Source organism: Paenibacillus suaedae, from assembly GCF_032337355.1.
GTDB lineage: Bacteria > Bacillota > Bacilli > Paenibacillales > Paenibacillaceae > Paenibacillus_B > Paenibacillus_B suaedae.
Genome location: NZ_JAVYAA010000001.1, coordinates 860,960 through 881,584, shown reverse-complemented (window position 1 = coordinate 881,584; position 20,625 = coordinate 860,960). Strand labels below are relative to the sequence as shown.

Here is a 20,625-nt window from a genome sequence, read left to right as displayed (position 1 = left end):
AGCGAGGCGGTTTTTATGAAATTGCAAGTAAAAGTGGTCAATCGGCTATTCATGATGATCACTGCACCTTTTCTTGGCATGATGATCTGGATGCTGATCTCTTCGCAGAGCGTGTCGCTTCAATTCGATAACAAGCCGCTTGCTGAGCCAGCAGCATTCAATAAGACGCAGGCTCAAGTATCCACTCAATTGGATAAAGCAAAGGAGACGGCCGTCTATACAATCGAATCCGTACGACGTATCTCTACCTTGTATAATCGGACGACCACAACGATGAATGACATCGTTCAATCGGCGAACAGCCAAGCGAAGCGGCCAGAGCGTATCTATGATCGCCGGATATCATCGCGGCTCGGCACACCGAAGGAGCGCATCGACAGCGAGAAGCTGCGCGCGGAATTATACACAATCAATCAGCCCACTTATCGTGGATATGCGATGAAGGTCAAATTGAAGGATCCGCAGGCAATGCGAATGACACTTGGCCGCGACGAGTACGGCGGATCAGAGACGACAATGCAAGCTGTGAAGCGGCATAATGCCGTTGCTGGCATTAACGCTGGCGGCTATGCAGAGAACAGAGGCAAACGCTATCCACTTGGAACGACCGTGGTGAATGGCAAATACGTCCCTTCATTCGAGCCAAGCTTCAAGAATCTGTCCTTCGTCGGCATGGACATCAATTCCCGCTTGATCGGCGGACAGTTCTATCAGAAGGAAGAGCTGGACAAGCTTAAGCCTGAATATGGAGCAACCTTCGTCCCTGTTCTATTAAAGAATGGTGCGAGTCTTACGATCCCTGATAAATGGAAGACGTCACCCGCGAGGGCGCCCCGTACCGTTATCGGCAATTACAAGGATGATCAGCTGCTCATCTTAGTTGTAGACGGCTATAACGAAGGCGGCAGCTCCGGTGCTACGTTGGAGGAACTGCAGCGCAAGCTGGCGAATCTCGGCGTAAGAGATGCATACAACCTGGATGGTGGAGGCTCATCGACGCTTGTATTCAATGGACGAGTTGTCAACACACCATCTGATGGCGAGATGCGATCTCTTCCTACTCATTTCTTGTTCTTCAAATGACAACTTACGGAACAACCTGCATTTCATATTTTCATTTTGGTATGTTTTGGGTATAATAAAGGCATCCATTGGGGGTGTGCATATCATGTCCGTAACTTTTGGGATCATTATGCTCGTATTCGCAATGTTCATCGTAGCTATGTTAACAGCTGGCTACAATGAGGATAAGACGAGCGGCTTGTAAGAAGAAGGAGCTTTCCGATTGCGGAAGGCTTCTTTTTTATGCTTCCATTTCTAAATATGGATACATCCGGTTGGATTGACACCCGTTACCTAACTTGATACGATAAGAATAACGAGGCATTTCGCCCCACTGGGGCGAGATGCCTTCGTGCATATTTATAGGATTTTACATTTAATGGTCTACTGTGAGGAAAGGACTGATGCAATGATCCAGGTAAGAGAGTTTGTAGACGTAGGCTCAGTGACAGCGGAGCAGAAGGCAAATGAGTTTTTGGCAACGCTGCAGGAAGAGCAAGTTATTGAGATTAAATACTCGGCAGGTTATCGCCCAAATCGCGAAATCTCCGAGCAAAGAAGCTGTATATTGGTCATCTATCGGACAGCTAGTGTTCCTGCTGGGAAGCATGAGCCATAGCTGCGATACACCGAACATTTGAAAAGGAGAGGTTTGTCATGATGCAGCATTTTCAGGCAGTAACAAGAAACAGCGAGGATCGAGGAACACTGCGGCAGCTTCGCAAGGATGGACGGCTGCCTTGTGTCCTGCTGCACAAGGGAACGAGCGTGAATCTTCACTTGGATGTGAAGAAGTTCTCCATGTGGGTCAGAGATACGACTTGCAGCCAATTGGAACTCAGCTTAGACGGGGCAGATTCGATTACGGCTACCGTCAAGGAGATTCAGCGTCATCCTGTTACGAATGACATTGTGCATGCTGACTTACTGCGTGTGTAATTCCCCTGCATTTCCTTCAAGCACTACTACAAGTATAATCATACAGCCAAGGTCGGAGAATCTCTTCTCCCCTTGGCTAATTTATTTATAGCTCCACAAATTAAAAAGAAGCATCACCGAGTGTGATGCTTCGCCTCTTGTTTCTCTTTATCGAGCCAAATGAGTCATTTCATGCATACATTGTGCGCATATGTATCGATCCTTGAAATCTGCTACCCCATCCATTGAGCCACAAAATACACATTTCGGACGGTAGCGCTCTAGAATAATATGATCTCCTTGAACCAAAATTTCAACAGGATCCCCCTCGTTCATCTGGTAGCGCTTCCTCAGTGATTTGGGAAGTACGATACGTCCCAGCTGATCGACTTTACGGACAACACCGGCAGGTTTCATCAGTTCCACCTCTCTTGAATATTCTCTTCTCTCATGTTTACCCTCGAAACTACTGCCCCTACTACTTCGATGTCTCGATCCAAAATCCTGCTGAAATTTGTCAATTCAATTCGTTTTTATTCAAATCTTGTAATAAGGTGCAATTACCGCAAATTAAAGAAGTCTACTTGACGCAGCGCTTCATATACGACAATTGCCGCCGCATTAGACAAGTTGAGTGACCGAACCTTATCCGTCATTGGCATGCGCATGCAAGTCTCTGGATTCGCATGAATGATCTCCTCAGGGAGACCTTTTGTCTCCTTGCCGAATACGAAGAAGTCCCCATCCTGGAACGAGAAGTCACTGTAGCAGTTGTCTGCTTTCTTCGTCGAGTAGAAGAAGCGGCCATCCTTGTATTTCTCTTGAAGTTCCTGGAACGAATCATAGTAATGAATCGTTACTGCATACCAATAATCGAGACCTGCACGCTTCAAGGTCGCATCGTCCGTTCGGAACCCGAGTGGACGAACCAAGTGAAGATGAGTCCCTGTCGCTGCGCAAGTGCGCGCAATATTTCCTGTATTAGCTGGTATTTCTGGTTCAACTAGAACGATGTTGAAAGCCATCTGTGTTCACCTCACATATTTCATTGTTATATTATACACCAATTAAGCAAGCCTATTGATTTCCGTGCGCAGCAAGTAAATCGAACTTTTTACGCAATGTTCATAAAAGTAAGTTTGACATTGGATTTTGCATGAATTATTATAGTTCTACAATTGAACGATTCGACTATTGAACGATTCGATTATAAAACCATTTAAAATCATAAGGGAGCTATTGTTGTGAATCGAGATGCCAAAACCCTCATCGAACGGTATATCACCGCAGAATTTACTGTTATGAAGCATTTATTTAACGAGATCGGAGAAGCAATCCCCAATCATCTAACCATCGATCAATACCAGATTATGTGCGTACTTCAGCAGCGAGGGCAGTGCACTTCCACCGATCTGGCCGTCGTATTCAAGGTCGTCAAGAGCTCCATTACCGCCATTATTAATAGACTTGTCGATCACGGTTACGTAGAACGCACGCCTGCTGAGGAGGATCGGCGCGTTATCGAGCTGTCCTTAACCGAGGAAGGGCACAAGGTCTATGAGCAAGTGGATAAGCAGGTACAGGATATTGTCTCCTCTTATCTGATTCATTTCAATGAAGCGGAAGTCGAAACCTTCATCGGGACGTACGAGAAGCTCGCCCGCTTGATGACAGAAGGGAAGAATCAAACATGAGAACGATACTAAAAGCAAGATGGGCCGTCATGACGGCCTGGATGGCAGTTGCTGTTATTCTTGCCATAGCAGCACCGTCGCTATCTGAGCTTGTGAAGGAGCATGGTACGATTGGTGTACCTGACGGCTACTCCTCTGCAGAAGCGATCCGCATCATGGATGAAGTGTCCAATGCGAAAGGCAATGCACATGAAACGAGTCTGGCACTGGTCTTCCATAATCCAAATGGATTGACGGATAAGGATACCAAAGATATTCAGCGTGCTATTCAGCAGCTCAATCAGAACAAAAACAGCCTTCATATCGTCTCCATGCTCGAACCCTACGGACAGTCTGAATTGAAGGATAAATTAATTTCCAAAGACAACAAAACCGTACTCACCTCCCTGTCAGTTAGTACCGAGACAGCGAATCCGGTAGAGATTCGTGATCAAATCAATAAAGAACTTGCTTCTACTTCTGTTGAACACTACATTACCGGTCGCAAGCTGATTGAAAATGACCAACTCATCAGCTCACAAGAAGGTTTGAAGAAATCGGAACTGATTACCGTTGTATTCATTCTAGCCATCCTATTTTTCGTCTTCCGCTCGATCGTCGCAGCCTTCATTCCGCTGTTAACAGTCGGTCTGAGCTATATCATTTCACAATCCATTGTCGCATTTCTTGTCGAAAGCACCCAATTCCCGTTATCGACGTTCACGCAAATCTTTATGGTGGCTGTCTTATTCGGAATTGGAACGGATTACTGCATCCTGCTCCTCAGTCGGTACAAGGAAGAGCTCGCTAAGCACGACGACCTATGGGATGCGATTGCCGCTACGTACCGTACTGCCGGCAAAACAGTCCTCTTCTCTGGAATCGCCGTTCTTGTCGGTTTTTCCGTGATTGGATTTTCCGAATTCAATTTGTATCGTTCTGCTGTTGCAGTTGCCATTGGAATTGCGATTATGCTGCTCGCATTAGTAACGGTCGTGCCGTTCTTCATGGCCGTGCTCGGCAAGAAGCTGTTCTGGCCGGCGAAGAAATCGATCGACCATAAAGAGAGCCGCTCGTGGGGCGCCATTGGCTCATTCTCACTGCGCCGACCGCTGGCAGCAATGCTCGTGGTTGCAGCTGTCACTGTTCCGTTCCTATTTTCCTATAAGGGTGAAGTATCGTTTAACAGCTTGGAGGAAATCGGAGATAAATACGATTCCGTCAAAGCCTTCAACATTATTGCAGACAGCTTCGAGCCTGGCGAATCCATGCCGACCCAGGTCGTCATCAAGAGCTCTTCCCCGCTTCAGGTGGGCGAATATATGGCCGTAGCCGAGAAAATGAGCCGTGAGCTGATTAAGGTAGATGGCGTAGCGGGCGTTCGCAGCCTTAGCCGACCTGCTGGCGATGAAATCAAGGACTTCCAAATTACCGAACAGGTCAAGACACTTGACAGCGGCCTATCCAAGGGAAATGACGGATTATCCAAAATTAAAGATGGATTGTCCGAGGCAAGCAACGAATTAAGCAAAAACGAGCCTAAGCTCAAAGAGGCAGCTAGCGGAGCAGCACAGCTCACCGCGGGAACCGAAGAACTGAAATCCGGAATCAAGCAGCTGAATGACGGACTTGGCCGCATTGAATCCGGCATTCGCGATGGTTCTGCCGGTGCCGGCCAACTGCAGCAAGGTCTGAAGCAGGCCAAGGAGAGTGCGCAAAAGCTGGCCCAAGCTCATCAGAAGCTGCTCGATACCTATAAGCAGATTGGGCAAGGTCTTACTGAAATAACAAGCGGCGTTGGCCAAATGAATACACAGTTCAGCGAATTGACCAAGTCGCTGCAATCGTTAACGGGCCGATTCGCAAGCTTGGAGGAACGCTTCCCAGATTTGTTGAAAGACGCTGATTATATGACAATTCGCGGTACCGTAACCGCTGCTGGGCAAGGGGCAGCCCAATTATCCGGCGCTCTTGGACAGATGCAATCTACATTAGCGAAAGTAAACGGAGGCATGGCTCAGGCGAACCAAGGCTACGAGCAAGCCATTACCGGCCAGAAGGCGCTGGCATCAGGGTTCGATCAGCTCATTGCAGGCATCTCGCAGCTAGAGTCGGGTCTGAAGCAGGCAGCCAATGGCCAAGGCCAAATCATTAGTAAAGTCCCTGGCATTATAACAGGACTTGATAAACTTCAAGCTGGCCAAAAACAGATCGGAGACGGCTTCTCGCAATTATCTGATCAGATTGGCAAGCTGAAGACCGGCTTGAAGGATGGAGCCGATGGATTGACGCAAGTATCGGATGGGCTCAACTCTGCTCAGGGATATTTGCAAAATGTAAGTACAGCGCCGGATAAAGAGCTTGGCGGCTGGTTCGTTCCTGATGAAGTATTAACGAATGACGCCTTCCGCAAGGCGCTCGATATGTACTTATCCGAGGATCGCAGTATAATGACCTTGGACGTCATCTTTGCTGATAATCCATATGGAACCCCGGCTATCGATCGGATCGACGCTGTGAAGGCAGCTGTGGATCGCAGTGTGAAGGGAACTTCCTTGGAAAAGGCGACGCTCGCAGTTGGCGGTGTATCAAGCACGTTTGCCGACTTGAAGCAAATGTCTGGTGAAGATTATATGAGAACCGTAACGTACATGATCATCGGCATATTGCTCATCCTGATTGTCCTGTTCCGATCCATCATTATGCCGCTGTATATCGTAGCATCCTTGCTGCTTACCTTCTTCACTTCGATGGGAATTACGGAAGTGATCTTTACGAAGATGCTGGATTACTCCGGCGTTACATGGGCAGCTCCATTCTTCGGCTTCGTTATGCTGATGGCACTTGGCGTCGATTACAGCATCTTCTTGATGGAGCGCTTCAATGAGAATAAGCATCTGGATGTGAAGGATGCAATCCTATATGCGATGAAAAATATGGGGACGGTTATAATTTCCGCCGTAATCATCTTAGGAGGAACATTTGCTTCCTTCTATCCATCAGGCGTACTGTCCATGATGCAAATTGCAACCGTCGTATTATCCGGACTTACTCTGTATACATTCCTCATCCTGCCGTTCTTCGTACCCGTCATGGTCAAGACGTTCGGTTCTGCCAACTGGTGGCCGTTCTTCCATAAGCAGCAGGACGAGAAAGCGAAGCGGCAAGTTAGTGCCTAAACTGCTTTTCTGCGTCATGTGAGTATTAATCTATTGAATATCCATTGATCACATGAAATACATCCGCAATGTTGAAGAGGAACCGAGCATCGGTTCCTCTATTTTTTACACCCAGTTTACGTTTGCTTAATATGCCGCTGACGAATATCCTTCATAATGTTGGTATATGGCATTCGATCGGTAAACAATTTGGTGCACGATATCGAATGCAATAAATCGTTCAACCGATTACTTACTAAAAGAATTGTGGGAGGGACTATTTTGAAATCCAAAATTTTAGTTGTTGATGACGAACCTTCAATCTCTACCCTCATTGAATATAATTTGAAGCTGGCCGGCTATGACGTTCTGTGTGTTTATGATGGGGAGGCTGTATTTGATGTTCTATCCACTTTCCGTCCAGATCTGATCATACTTGACCGCATGCTGCCGAAGAGCGATGGATTGGAAGTATGCCGCAAGCTGCGCGTGGCGAACAATATGGTGCCTGTCATTATGCTGACAGCGATGCATGAAATAGGCGATAAGATTGATGGATTAGATAATGGGGCTGACGATTATATGACGAAGCCTTTCTCCCCGCAGGAGCTTATATCCCGCATTCAGGCTGTTATGCGCCGCATCCGTTCCCTTCCTCTTGTAGATGAAGGACAGGTGTACCAAATCGGCAGTCTGCACGTCATGGCAGATCAGCGAGAAGTGAAGCTGGAAGGCCGGGATGTGGAGCTAACTCCGAAGGAGTTCGAACTGCTCGTCTTCCTATGCCGTCATCGCGGCAAGGTATTGAGCCGACAGCAGCTGCTGCACGGCGTATGGGATTATCACTTCCTCGGCGATACACGCATCGTCGATGTCCATATTAGCCATCTGCGCGACAAGCTGGAAAAAAACGCGCGCAGCCCTGAATATATCATGACGATTCGCAATGTAGGCTACAAGCTTACAGAACCGACAAAGCGTCACTTGGCCTAACTTATTCCTCATTTCCGATATAGCCCCGCCTGTTTCCCCGAGCAGGCGGGGTTTTTATTTGTTTTTCCTGCATAATCAACTCACTGGGCTATTATGAATGAACGAACACAATTTCATGACCATGGAGGGTGCTATGGCGAACATTGTTAAAATTCGAGCAAGTGTTTTTATACCTATGTCTTGGACGGAGCCGAAGCAAGAGTTGGATACGGGAAATATCATTCAATACGAAGGCGACACTCGCGAATTTACACCCTATGCCGTAAACGCGATGCGTTCCAGAGTGGAGCAAGAAGTTGTTGTTGATTTTTATAAAAAGGAAGTGTTCTCCTATTCGAATACTGGCATCACAACCGAAAAAGTGACTCACCCAGATGGCTCTGAGCATAAAAGAACCGGCAAAGCCAGTACAGAGGGCATTTTGTGTTCCCATATTCGTTGGGGCTCTAATGAAGTCATGTTCCAAATGCGTGCAAGTGCCAGTAATCCATTACTAGCACTTGCGCCTCCTGTTGATTATTTATTACACATACGAGTTACAGAAAATGGTGCCGTTGAAGTTGAGGGCAGCCATGATGGATTCCCGTGTTTTGAATTTTATAAGCAAGTAGACTTTGGAGCATTTGAACAAATCTATATTCATGATTTCAGAGAAACCGGAGATACCGCTCAAGCTCTGGCCGGGGAAATGGAGTACCATTTCAAAAAAGTGTTATAACGGAAAATTGGCGCTCTATACAGGCAAACAAAAAAACGAGCTAGCGGGAGCAACTTCCCACTAACTCGTTTTTATTTATAAGAACAATGATTTCACTTTTCCCTTTAACCGTTGCGCTGTTGGAACTGCTTCATGAACTGCGCAAGAGCCTCACAGCTCTCATATGGAACTGCGTTATAGATGGAAGCACGGAGCCCGCCAACGCTGCGGTGTCCTTTCAGACCTACGAATCCTGCTTCGCCAGCTTGCTTAATGAAGGCCTTCTCAAGCTCTTCGTCCGCCAAGCGGAAGGTCACGTTCATGAGGGAGCGGCTTCCGCGCTCCGCACAGCCGCGATAGAACTCTCCGCTAGCATCAATCGTGCTGTACAAGAGTTCTGCCTTAGCTTGGTTATCGCGTTCAACCTGCTCAAGCCCGCCGCGCTCCTTCAGCCATTGCAGCACCAGATTGACCATGTAGATGGAGAAGGAAGGTGGTGTATTGTACAAGGAATTATTTTTATAATGAGTACTGTAGCGAAGCATCGTCGGAATCGTCTTCGGGCTGCTCGCAATTAGTTCTTCCTTCGCAATGACGACGGTTACTCCAGATGGCCCCAGATTCTTCTGAGCGCCTGCGTAGATCATGCCGAACTTGGATACATCTACTGGACGGCACAAAATGTCACTGGACAAATCCCCAATAAGGGGTACAGAACCGCTGTCTGGATAAGCATGGTACTGCGTTCCGCCAATTGTCTCATTGGAAGTGATGTGCACATAGGCCGCATCCTCTGGTGCGACTACCTCTTCTGGCATCGGAACGCGCATAAAGCGATCCGCTTCTGTCGAAGCAATAACGCGCGTTGCACCAATCAGCTCGGCTTCTTTAATTGCTTTCTCCGCCCAGCTTCCGGTATGTACATATGCGCCTACTTTGCCTTCAGTGAGCAAATTCATCGGCACCATCGCGAATTGTGTGCTAGCTCCGCCTTGCAGGAACAATACATCGTACCCGGAAGGAATGTTCAGCAATTCCTTCAGCAATTGTTTCGCTTCATTATGAACCTGTTCATATACCGCTCCGCGGTGCGACATTTCCATAATGGACATGCCTTGCTCTTGAAAATCTACGAATTCGGCTTGTGCTCGCTCCAATACAGCCAGCGGCAGCGCTGCCGGCCCTGCATTAAAATTGTACGCGCGATGTTGTCCCATCGGTTTCTCCCACCTTTGTCTCCATGACTAGCATGTTCGTAGGCGCCCATAAAATGATCCGAACGTCTTCTGCTAGCGATATTTTATCGATAATGATAGCAGTATTTGGGTTCGCCATCAAGGAGCAATCCATATGTTTTGCAATAGATTGACTTAGTCATCGAGCGATACTCATTACTTATAAGGTATAGTTGAACCCATAATTGTTAACCTTTACCTACGGATTCCCCCTTAACGAGGGTAACGTAGACGCGCTCATGCTCAACCTTCTCCTCCGCAATCATCTTAAGCAGCTGCTCGCATGCGAGCGAGCCCCACTTGTGCTTGGAATAATCGATGGTTGCGAGTCGCGGCTGCATATAGCGAGTCAGCTCAATATTGTCAAACCCGATCAGATGAATATCCTCGCCAACACGGAGCTCTGTATCTGATATGCGATTGTACAACCCAACCGCCATTTCATCGTTCAAGCAGAATACAGCTGCTGGCCTAGTGTACTCCTGCAAGATTTGCTCGGCAGCCTTCTCACCGCCGCTTTTGTTGAAGTCGCCGACGATTTCAACCCACTCCACATTCGCTGCCCGATCCGATACGAGCTTCACTGCCTTCATCCGCTGCTCAGAATCATACGATCCAGGCGGGCCTGTCACAATATAAATCTTCTGGTGCCCCTGCTCCACCAAATATTCCGTCGCCAAGGTCGCACCCGCCTTGTTGTCCAACAGCACCTGATTAATGTTCGGATGATCCAATTCCCGATCCATCACCACAATCTTATGATTGCGATCAGCGTACATAAGCAGTTCCTCGCTCGTGAACGTCTGATCGAGAATGACGGCGCCGTCGATCATTCGTTCCGGCAGCATGCGGTGAGACTGCTTCCCACTGCATACGATCAGATCATAGCCCTGCGCATTGCATACCTTCTTCATGCCGTCCAGCAATTCGCCATATACTTCGCCCTTGAAGTCTGTTAAAAAGGCGCCGATGATCTTCGTTTCTCTTTTTTTCAAATTGCGGGCAGCGGCGTTCGGTACATAGTTCAATTCTCTGGCAATAGCCAATATTTTTGAGCTTGTCTCATCCGTCACCTTGCTGCTGCCATTCAGGGCATAAGATACCGTTGAAATTGAAACTCCTGCTTTTTTAGCGATATCCTTTATACTGACCACGTGTCCTCAATCCTCCGTTTGATAACCAATCCTTCTTCCTTATGATGTTGCATCTGTTCGGATGCCGCTTTGTCTTACTGAGATGTGCCGATGTCCGTTCATACTCTTCAGATGTCCTTTCCCTATTGTAGCATTATAGGGAAAAGGGCGACCCGGAAAAGATCGCCTTTGCCTTCCTTACATCCATATTTCTATCCGATTTCCACCGCTTCTCCATTCGCGTTCCATATCCGCACTGGCGATTTGTATGCCAGCCTGCCGATACGGGTTATTCAGCCGCTCCGCATTCACCTGCGTCCCATTTATCGCCGCGCGGCTCACGCCACCGCCTGCAATATGATAGATGAAGGTAACCTGTCTTCCGGCAAATTGATAGTCAAAATGCAGCCCATCCATCGTGTTCGGAAGCACAGGATCAATGACCAAATCGCCTCCAGCCTGCCGAATACCAAGCACATTTGCAATTAGTTGATTCATATAGATTCCCGGACCACTGGAGTAGATTCTCCATCCACCCTTCACCTGCACCGATCCACTGCGAAGCGCATCCATATTCGCCTGCGCCTCATACCGGGAATGAAACTTCCCGTCAGAGCTGCTGAAGTAGGCATTGCTTTGGCGCAGCTCTGCGTTAGGGACGACTTCCCGAATACCAACGGGATTAATCGTCTCCAAGCCCCGCCAAGCATCGTTCGCACACCCAAGCTTCGCCATCGCTTCAACATAACGAATATGCGCATGCACATATTGCAGTCCTACCTCGCGTCCGAAGTTCGACGCCTGCTCAGCCCGCTTAAAGTGAGTGCTGACGCCGCCCGCATATTGAGCCGGTCGATTCATAAGCCGCACACCATCCGGGAACGACAGATTATCCTGAATCAAGCGATAATTAATGTGAGCCTGCTTCTCATCGACCAGTTCGGCAATTATGCTGCGCGTCATCGGCAGAAGCCGATATTGAATGCCAGTATCCGTGTCTGTCGGATGCAGCATCAACTTGGCATGCGCCGGATCTTCCATATAGATGAAGCCGGGAATAACCTCCGTGTGCAGCATGCAGCGCTTATAGTCCTGTTCAATGCCGGATGCGATCTCTTGCAATTCCTCAGCCAGCTTCTTGTCCACTGCCAGCAGCACATCAGCGAATTGCTTCATTGCTTGATACGTAAGTGCCACGGTCCAACTGCTGATCATATATTTCTTCAACTGCGCATTCGCCGGCTGCAGCGTATCATCCCAATCTCCATCGCCATAAGATGATAAATGCGTATCATGTAGGAAATGATTGCGAATATACGAGATTTCCTTGATGGCATGCTCCAGTATGGTCGCCTTATCCGCCGTAAAGTCAAAACGCTGCTTCATGGTATAAGGAACCTTTTCCTTCAAAATACTGTAATCCCCGGTTGCCGTCAAATAATCGCCCAGCACCTTGAGCGGCCATACGATAATATCCCCGTGGCTCTCCTCCTGCTGTACCGTAAAGTACTCATCGAACATAAACCATTGCGGCCAGTTTCCATCGTCCTCATATTGGTGGGAATAGACCATCTTCACAATATCCCGCACCTGCTCGTACTTGTGAGTAGCCATGAAATATTCAACCGGCCCTTGGCATACGTCACGCGTCCCCCAAGCCGCTCCGCCATACTGTTCTAGTCCGTGCGGCACTGCATAATGAACGAGCATGTTATGTGTGTACCACCACGACAAGGCATTCATCTTGAATAGCTCATCGGATTGTCCCGCTCCATACGATAGATGGAATTCGTTCATCAAGCCTTTCAAAAATGCACGGTATGCGTCCATTTCGGTTTGGATATCACGTGTCCCCGGGGAGTGTTCCGAATTCGCTGCGTTCTCTCGTCCCTCCAGCAATCCCTGAATTGTTAACGTCCATTCTTGATTCATATCAAGCTGCATGACAACAAGTGAAGCGTCACCAGATTGGATGCAGCTTGCCAGCATCGTCTCATCACCGATCGTCACTGACGCCCCTTCCACCCACATGCGATATTCTAGATTCGGGCATACCTTAGCGCTCAGTGATTTCTGATTCGCATGGAAGATCAGCATTCCGCCCTCCTGCTTCATGTGAACCGGAAGCTCGTACTCGTTGACATTCATCGTTACTTGATTGGTGACCACATACTTATAGGCCGTTCCATTCACAGAGCGGACGTTCAAGCGGATCTCAGGCGCGTCCGATGCCGTGTAATTCGTCACAATTAGCATGTCGTCGTCAGTCTTGTAATACCAGCGCGCGTAATTGAAGCCCATCTCGAACATGGACGGCATCGCGAGCAGGCGATACTTTCCGTTCAGGTGTATATAGACGCGTTGCCCAGACGTCTTTGGCACGTTCAGCGGGTTGCGGGCATTGCTCATCATTTTATTGAAATTTGTGTTGCCGACCACCACATGCGAGTTGAAAATGCCGTACATATAAGCAGTCGACGTTATGACCTGCGCGCCAAGCTTCACGCTGTTTCCGCTCATTACGATATGACCATGCGGACGTTCAACGAGCAGTTCCTTCTCCTTCAGCACGACATGCTCGTAGGAATCTGTGAAGAAGGACAACAGCTTGCCATCCATGCGCTCTTCCTGATTTCGTTCCGGGAAAAGCGCCTGTACTTCTGCTTCTGTCATCGAAAGCGTCCGCAGGGGTTCAGCAATATCGGCATTGAATTGGGCAGGATTTAACGGATTCGATGCTGCATTTTTTTCGTTCGCAGCTATATGACTTGACTCGGACAAGTAGGCTTCCCATGCCTGCCGAACCTCGCCCCGATACTCCAGCTCCGTTATTGCAGCCGCATGGTCTGTTTTGTACAGGCCATAAAATACAAACCGCTCTTCTCCATGAAGCATAACACGCTCTGATTGCAGCGCAGTATAGGCAAACTCGTACTGATACACTTCATTGGAAAGACAAGGCTTGATCACACTCACCGGTATGTTGGATTCCTTATAGGACAATCCGAAAAATTGAAACCCGTCAGTCGAGTAGCCAATCGCACGGCTGAGCGCTCCCTGCTGTAGATAAGGGAATGATCCACCTTGCGGTTGATTCTGGCGTGAGCATACAACACAGCCGATCTCTTCATCCTCGAAGACAGCATGATCGATATATTGCGACAGATACGCCTCGTTGCTGCGTACCGCACCTACTGAAGCAACGCCAAGATCTTGGCCATACAGGATATCGACGGTTACACCTTCCCCGCGTACCGCAATATCCCAGAACCAAATGCCCTCTTTCAGAAGTGCAAAGGTAACCGTATACGCTACTCCCTCGACGGCTCCTTCCCATACGGCCTGGTTCCCTTCCACCCGCACGGCGCTGCGTGAGCGAATCCCGAGCAGCGGATAGAAGCGGATACCCGAATCGTCGTGAATCCGCAGATATAAGTTATTGAGCGAGCCATCAAGCGGACTCGTCACCAACTGATTGAGCATGATCTGCCCGCTAACTGCTTGATGCAAATCACCGCTCGGCCAAAATGTAAAGCGCAATTCGCCGGCTTGTATCGTAAACTTCGACTCCGTTGATCTCTCTATTGTCGTCATGTCTGCCCTTCCTCCTATCCCAGCTCATAGCAAGGCATCTATTGTATCTATCAATCTAGTTCTAGTTGTTCTAGTAAGGCTATGCTTTTTTGATTAGCTCATCTCTTATTCTTAAATCAGCATCAGCGAACGAGTCGGAAAGAATCTTGTAATGTATCGCGACTATTCGATCCAACATGTACTTGGAACATCCCTTCGTCACTTGCCAAGCGAAGATCGGAATGGTGATATCTCAGCTGCTCCTCGGTTACGTGGAATAAGATTTCCTTACTTTCTCCTGATTCCAACTCAATCTGCACATAGTCCTTCAGTTCGCGCAGCGGACGAACAACCTCGCCCGATATGTCGCGGATATACAGCTGTACCGTTTCCACACCTGCTCTCGCTCCTGTATTCGTAACCGTTATCCGGATTTCAAGCTTCTCCTCATCTGATATCTCGCTGCTGGAAAGCTCCAGATTGCTGTAGGCGAACGATGTATAGGACAGTCCGTAGCCGAACGGAAGCAGCGGAGCGTTCGAGCAGTCAATATATTTCGAGACATAGCGTTCATCCGTCTTGCTCGGATTCAGCGGCCTTCCCGTATTGAAATGATTGTAATAAACCGGAACCTGTCCGACCGATTGTGGGAACGACATCGCAAGCCGCCCTGACGGATTCACCTTGCCGAGCAAGATGTCCGCAACTGCTGCTCCTCCTTCACTGCCAGGGAACCATGCTTCCAATACAGCATCTGCTGATTCGATGACGCCATGCAGATCGAGCGGCCGGCCATTGAACAAGACAGCAGCCATCGGCTTGCCAAGCGTCTTCAACTGCTTCACTAGATCAAGCTGCACTTCCGGCAGACGAAGATCTGTACGGGAGGCGCCTTCGCCGCTCATCGCGGATTCCTCGCCCAGCGCAAGCACGATGACATCCGCGGCAGCAGCCGTATTGAGCGCTTCCTTCAACTGAGCTGCTGTCATACACTCGATGCCGCATCCAGCCGCGATGCTCAACTGCCCGCTTGGCAGCCGCTCCAACAAGGCATCGCCCAGCTTCACCGCATCCTCCTTCGCACCGACGCAGGACCACCAGCCTAATATGTCCTCGCTCTGGGCGAATGGCCCAATCAGCGCCACCTTAGTATCAGGCTGCAGCGGCAGTATGCCGTTATTTTTCAGCAGAACGCAGGATTTAGCTGCCAGCTCGTAGGATGCCTTGCGATGCTCCTCGCAGTAAAGAATCTCACGCTCCCGTTCCGGATTCGCGCCGCGCAGCGGATTCTCGAATAGGCCCAGCTTGTCCTTAAGGCGCAGAATGCGCAGCACCGCTTCATCAACAAGCGCCACATCTACCTTGCCTTCGTGGATAAGCCCCGGCAAATGATGTACGTAGCACGGCGTCATCATCTCGATGTCCACGCCCGCTCGTATAGCACGAAGAGCTGCTTCGCGATCATCCTCAGCCGCACCGTGAGCAATCATTTCCCGTATGGAAGCCCAGTCCGATATCACAATGCCGCCGAAGTCCCATTCCTCACGCAGAATGCCGCGCAGCAGCTTCTCATTGCCTGTCGCTGGTATACCGTCGACGGTATTGAAGGAGGACATGACCATCTCGCAGCCTTCGTCCAGTGCTGCCTTGTACGCAGGCAAGTAATATTCGCGCAAGGCTCTCTCCGACATATCAACCGTGTTGTACTCGCGGCCTCCTTCCGGTGCCCCATAAGCGGCAAAATGCTTCACACATGCGGCCAGCCGCTCCAAATCTCCCTTTATATCGCTGCCTTGATAACCGCGCACGAACGCCCGCGCGAATAAGCTGTTCAGATGCGGATCCTCGCCCGTCGTTTCCATCACTCTTCCCCAGCGCGGATCACGCACCAGATCGACCATTGGTGCGAACGTCACATGAATGCCCGAGACAGCCGACTCTCGCGCCGCGATTGCCGCACTCTGTTCTGCGAGCTCCGTATTCCACGAGCAGCCGATCGCGAGCGGAATCGGGAAAATGGTCTTGAAGCCGTGAACGACATCTGCCATGAACAGAAGCGGAATGGCGAGGCGGCTTTTCTTCATATAATTCTGCTGCACATCGATTACCGCCTGCGCCCCGGACAAGCCAAGCACAGAGCCGCTCGCCGCAACCATCTGCTCCGTTATGCCCATTTCCTCCATTGGCCCCGTTACCTGCCCGTCGCTGTCCGAGCCTTCATGAAAATGTCCCGTAAGCTGCAGCAGCTGAGCAATTTTCTCTTCCAATGTCATCTGTAGTACAAGCGCTTGAAGTTGTTGATTATCCATAATAGTTCCTCCACGGTTCGAATTTCTCGTTTGAACGATCATTGACTTGTCATCATTCGAAGGGATTTCATTTTCATTTCCTAAAGTAGTGATTCTCCTTCCTCAGGGACTTGCGCAAATACTTGACTCCGTTATACATACACCAAGGTGCAGCGAATCATCGGTTGTGCAAATTCCTCATTGAGAAGAATAATGTTGTGAAACAGGAACCCGGCAGCAGCAAGCCGTTTGCAACAGTTGGCATACCGGGTTCTTTTTAAACAAATCGTACCTATTTCAAATTGTTCAGCTCATCCAACACCGGCTGAACGAGCGACATTTTGCTCTCCACCCACTTCTTCCAGTTCGATTCCAGATCACCGCTCTGCAAAATGAGATTTGTATACTCCGTCTCATAATCGAAGGTTGCCTGGTTCTTCACCTTGGAATCGTGCAATTGAACCGTCCAGTCGTAGGAGGCCAGCTTGCCGCCCTCTTTGCCCAGCTTCGCCTTGTTCTGATAATGAAGAACGGCGCGTTCGCGATATTCCTTCTTAATCGCCGGGTTAATGATGCTGAAGTCATCTCCCAACAAATACAATCCTTCAAAGCGGCTTGGATACTTATCCTCAAGCGATGTCCCTTCCGGCAGCAGGCTTGCCAGCTCCTTGTTGTTGCCGTATTTCCAGTCCTTGCCCTCAAAGCCCATGTTCAAGAGCATTTGTCCTTCTTTGCTAGTCGAATAATCCAATAAGTCCATAACCCGTTCAAACTTCTCTTTGCTGATGTTCGGCGAGAAAATAAGCGCCGACCAGAAATTCACCTGCTCCAAATTGCGATACTTGCCGTCGTCGCCGAGCACGATTGCGGTATGAACAAGATCATCGCTGTTCACGCCTAGGTTTTTCTTCATAGCCTTATCCACGTCTTGTCTGTAGGAAGCCAGACCGCCAAGGCTGGTAACTGCCGCAACTCCTTTAACGCGGAAGTTGTCGCTGCCCTCGCTGTTTTTCCATGTATAGAACTCAGGATTCAACAGTCCTTCCTTGTACGCCTGCTGCATCAGCTTCAAACCGGCAAGCGTTTCTGGATCCGCTGCTCCCCAGTGATATTTTCCGTCCTCTCCTTTATAGAAGGCAGACTCCACACGGGAATGCTCGCTGTTCGGCATAATGATGTTCGTCAATGCATCTCCTGCGTTGTAGGAAAGAGGCACCAGATTCGCACCGACCTTGCCCGGATCCTTCTCCTTCACCAGCTTGGCATACGTCATTAATTCAGTTGTTGTATACACATCCTTCAATTCGAAGCCAACAGCCTGTGCCCAGTCCTTGCGCAGGGCAATAACGCCGATTTGGTTGACGAGTGGATCAGCAGGCTTGTTCTCGTAGTACACTGGACGCGGCAGAATATACGTGCCGCCCTTCAGCTCTTCCAGCTTCTCGCCAAGCCCAGTCAGCTTGTAGGCAGCAGCTACGTTCGGCCAGCGCTCCTTCCAATCATCCGGGAACTTGTACAGAAGTCCTTGGTCAATATAGTTCATCGCGTCGCCGTGAATGTAGTTCCATGTAGCTACGTCAGGCAGATCGCCGGAGCTGACCCACAACCGCAGCTTCTCCGCCCATGAATCCCATTCGATGAAATTGTAGTCCCACTCTAGATTGAACTTATCCATCCAGAACTTATGGAACTCATTGTTTAATTGTCCGTCCTTCAGATTAATGGTGCTTGCCACGGAAATTTTGAGTTTGTCCTTGTAACTTCCGTCTGCATCCTTCTCGTTGCCTCCTTGCGCTCCCTCCTTCGAGCATGCCGTAGCCAGCAGCATTACCAGACATAGCGAGAGGAGAAGAATGGATCTTACCGACAGCTTTTTGTCTGCTTTCATGTTTTGTCGCCCCTTGTTTTTGGATAATAGATTTTTGATGCATATTTCCGTCATGCCATATTGCCGTCATACCGTCATGCAAAAAAACAAAAATCTATGTGTATCATCAGGTCTTAATAGCCCCTGTCAACACCCCTTTAGCGAAATGCTTCTGAAGCAGAGGGAAGAAGCACATGATAGGCACCATCGTGACGAACACCGCAGCCATCTTCATCCCCGTTGAAAAAGCTTGCTTGCCGACAGCATCTACACTTGACGCATTGGATGCGTTCGTCGACGATTCTACAATAATGGTGCGAAGCACATTCTGCAGCGGAAGCTGATCTGCCTTGCGCAGGAAGATCATCGCATCATACCAGCTGTTCCAATACGCGACACCATAGAACAGCGTAATGGTTGCCATAATGGGAGCAGCCAGCGGCAGCACGACGGAGAACATAATTCTCCATTCGCCCGCACCATCCAAGCGTGCGGACTCCATCAGCGATTCCGGAAGGCTGTAGAAATAGTTCATCATTAATATCATGTTGAAGGCGCTGAAGCTGCCAGCAAAAATGACAGACCATAATGTCCCTGTCAGATGCAGGGATTTCATGATCAGGTACAGCGGAACAATACCGCCGTTGAAGATCATCGTGAACAACACAAGGAAAAAGATGATCCGCTTGCCCGGAAACTTGCTTCTGCTAAGTCCGTAGGCCATGCTGCTAGTCAGGAACAGGCTTAGAGGCAAACCGACAATTAGCAGCTTGAAGGTGTTCCAGTATCCCATAAGAATGCTTCCGTCCGTGAAAAGCGCCTTGTAAGAGGCCAGCGTTGGATTTTTCGGGAACAGCAGGAACGGATTGTCGGCGTACTCCTTCGGCGTCGAGAATGAAATCATAATGACGTTCCAGAACGGAATGAGAATCAACAGTGCAATACCAAGTAGAATGACAAATAAGATATAGTCGAGAGCAGTCATCTTCTCTCTGCGGAACGATGACCGCCGTGCAGTTTTCTTGCTCATTGTTGCATCCCCCCTTATCGGAATAGCCCGTCTCCGCCCAGCATTTTCGCTACTCGATCGGCAGCAAGCAGCAGGATCATATTCACCAGAGATCGGAACAAGCTGACCGCCGTTGAGAACGAGAAGTCAGTCGAAGATTGGAAGGTGATCCGGTAAATGTACACATCCAGTACCTCAGACACATTCTTCGTAGCTGCATTTGCCAAGTTGAAAATTTGATCAAAGCCCGATGACATCAGTCCGCCTACGGACAGAATGAACATGACCGTGACGGTTGGCATAATGTTGGGCAACGTAATGCGGAACACCTGCTGCATCCGTGATGCCCCATCAATTTGGGCAGATTCGAATTGATCCTGATCGATACCCGAAATAGCGGCCAAGTAGATAATGGCTCCCCAACCGGCGGATTTCCAGATATCCGTAAGCAGCAGCATCGGAACGAATGTGCTCTCTGACCCAAGAAAATTAATCGTTGGCAAGCCAAGCAGCGTCAGCGTGCTGTTCAAGAGTCCATCGTAGGCTAATACGTTAATCACGATCCCTGAGACGATAATCCACGACAAGAAATGGGGAAACGTCAGTATGGTTTGAAATACCTTTTTCGCACGCTTCATTCGAAGCTCGTTCAGCATGAGCGCCAGCAGGATCGGAAATGGAAATTGTATGACCAGCTTAATGATGTTGATGTACAGCGTCCGCCACAGCGCATCGAGGAAGGCAGGATCACGGAACACGTACTTGAAATTTTCGAACCCGACCCATGGACTGCCCCAAATGCCCAAGTTCGCCTTATAATCCTTGAAGGCAAGCGATAAGCCGCCCATTGGCAAATACGCAAATAATAGTAGCCAGATCAGCCCAGGAAGGAGCAGCGTATATACCATTCGATGCTTCCATATTTCACTGAACAGCGCTCCCAGCTTCGAACGACTCTTCAGCTTGCCGTCTGGCCCCTGCAAGGCTGCAGATTTCACATTGCATTTCCCCTCTCAGAT

At 49.1% G+C, this 20,625-nt stretch carries 17 protein-coding genes; 7 read left to right on the top strand and 10 right to left on the bottom strand.

Annotation, left to right across the window (positions count from 1 at the left end; translation table 11 throughout):
• The first annotated feature begins 15 nt into the window (after positions 1-15).
• The 3 genes from RQP50_RS03870 to RQP50_RS03860 all read left to right on the top strand — a co-directional run bounded on the left by RQP50_RS03870 (position 16) and on the right by RQP50_RS03860 (position 2,001).
• Positions 16-1,083 carry a phosphodiester glycosidase family protein gene (locus tag RQP50_RS03870; protein WP_072731306.1) on the top strand — a complete coding sequence of 356 codons (1,068 nt, stop codon included), beginning with the start codon at positions 16-18 and terminating at the stop codon, positions 1,081-1,083.
• A gap of 388 nt (positions 1,084-1,471) precedes the next feature.
• Complete coding sequence (locus RQP50_RS03865; RefSeq protein WP_021252579.1) at positions 1,472-1,681, top strand: sporulation protein Cse60; 210 nt, start codon at positions 1,472-1,474, stop codon at positions 1,679-1,681.
• A 38-nt stretch (positions 1,682-1,719) separates the two neighbouring features.
• A complete protein-coding gene (locus tag RQP50_RS03860) occupies positions 1,720-2,001 on the top strand; it encodes a 50S ribosomal protein L25 (protein ID WP_072731307.1) in 282 nt (93 codons plus the stop codon).
• A gap of 147 nt (positions 2,002-2,148) precedes the next feature.
• On the opposite strand, the gene RQP50_RS03855 is transcribed toward RQP50_RS03860, so the two are convergent.
• Complete coding sequence (locus RQP50_RS03855) at positions 2,149-2,397, bottom strand: AbrB/MazE/SpoVT family DNA-binding domain-containing protein (RefSeq protein WP_021261526.1); 249 nt, start codon at positions 2,395-2,397, stop codon at positions 2,149-2,151.
• Between the two features lie 143 nt (positions 2,398-2,540).
• Positions 2,541-3,005: a tRNA (uridine(34)/cytosine(34)/5-carboxymethylaminomethyluridine(34)-2'-O)-methyltransferase TrmL gene (gene trmL / locus RQP50_RS03850; RefSeq protein ID WP_021261527.1), complete on the bottom strand. Its 465-nt coding sequence runs from the start codon at positions 3,003-3,005 to the stop codon at positions 2,541-2,543.
• 219 nt (positions 3,006-3,224) lie between these two features.
• Between trmL and RQP50_RS03845 the strand changes: the two genes are divergently transcribed.
• From RQP50_RS03845 to RQP50_RS03830, 4 genes are all read left to right on the top strand, one after another.
• Positions 3,225-3,674, top strand: a complete 450-nt coding sequence (locus tag RQP50_RS03845; protein ID WP_072731309.1) for a MarR family winged helix-turn-helix transcriptional regulator — start codon at positions 3,225-3,227, stop codon at positions 3,672-3,674.
• Positions 3,671-6,832 carry an MMPL/RND family transporter gene (locus RQP50_RS03840; RefSeq protein WP_315743384.1) on the top strand — a complete coding sequence of 1,054 codons (3,162 nt, stop codon included), beginning with the start codon at positions 3,671-3,673 and terminating at the stop codon, positions 6,830-6,832. The genes RQP50_RS03845 and RQP50_RS03840 overlap by 4 nt, the downstream gene beginning before the upstream one ends.
• Before the next feature lie 261 nt (positions 6,833-7,093).
• Positions 7,094-7,804, top strand: coding sequence for a response regulator transcription factor (locus RQP50_RS03835; protein ID WP_021252585.1), 711 nt, complete (start codon positions 7,094-7,096; stop codon positions 7,802-7,804).
• A 133-nt stretch (positions 7,805-7,937) separates the two neighbouring features.
• Complete coding sequence (locus RQP50_RS03830; protein WP_072731312.1) at positions 7,938-8,522, top strand: DUF3238 domain-containing protein; 585 nt, start codon at positions 7,938-7,940, stop codon at positions 8,520-8,522.
• Positions 8,523-8,626: 104 nt separating this feature from the next.
• Here the strand turns inward: RQP50_RS03830 and serC are convergent, their stop codons facing one another.
• The 8 genes from serC to RQP50_RS03790 all read right to left on the bottom strand — a co-directional run bounded on the left by serC (position 8,627) and on the right by RQP50_RS03790 (position 20,604).
• A complete protein-coding gene (gene serC / locus RQP50_RS03825; protein ID WP_072731313.1) occupies positions 8,627-9,718 on the bottom strand; it encodes a 3-phosphoserine/phosphohydroxythreonine transaminase in 1,092 nt (363 codons plus the stop codon).
• Entirely contained in the window at positions 9,690-9,836 is a 147-nt protein-coding gene (locus RQP50_RS03820) for a hypothetical protein (RefSeq protein ID WP_174810067.1), read from the bottom strand. The genes serC and RQP50_RS03820 overlap by 29 nt, the downstream gene beginning before the upstream one ends.
• A gap of 88 nt (positions 9,837-9,924) precedes the next feature.
• On the bottom strand, positions 9,925-10,890 hold the full coding sequence (locus RQP50_RS03815; RefSeq protein ID WP_315743378.1) for a LacI family DNA-binding transcriptional regulator: 966 nt from the start codon (positions 10,888-10,890) through the stop codon (positions 9,925-9,927).
• 177 nt (positions 10,891-11,067) lie between these two features.
• Complete coding sequence (locus tag RQP50_RS03810; protein WP_315743376.1) at positions 11,068-14,463, bottom strand: GH36-type glycosyl hydrolase domain-containing protein; 3,396 nt, start codon at positions 14,461-14,463, stop codon at positions 11,068-11,070.
• Positions 14,464-14,585: 122 nt separating this feature from the next.
• On the bottom strand, positions 14,586-16,751 hold the full coding sequence (locus RQP50_RS03805) for a glycoside hydrolase family 3 N-terminal domain-containing protein (RefSeq protein ID WP_315743374.1): 2,166 nt from the start codon (positions 16,749-16,751) through the stop codon (positions 14,586-14,588).
• Between the two features lie 271 nt (positions 16,752-17,022).
• Positions 17,023-18,618 (bottom strand): extracellular solute-binding protein, encoded by a 1,596-nt coding sequence (locus tag RQP50_RS03800; RefSeq protein WP_315743372.1) that lies wholly within the window; start codon positions 18,616-18,618, stop codon positions 17,023-17,025.
• Positions 18,619-18,724: 106 nt separating this feature from the next.
• Complete coding sequence (locus RQP50_RS03795) at positions 18,725-19,627, bottom strand: carbohydrate ABC transporter permease (protein ID WP_072731322.1); 903 nt, start codon at positions 19,625-19,627, stop codon at positions 18,725-18,727.
• A gap of 14 nt (positions 19,628-19,641) precedes the next feature.
• A complete protein-coding gene (locus RQP50_RS03790; RefSeq protein WP_315743370.1) occupies positions 19,642-20,604 on the bottom strand; it encodes an ABC transporter permease in 963 nt (320 codons plus the stop codon).
• Positions 20,605-20,625 lie beyond the last annotated feature (21 nt).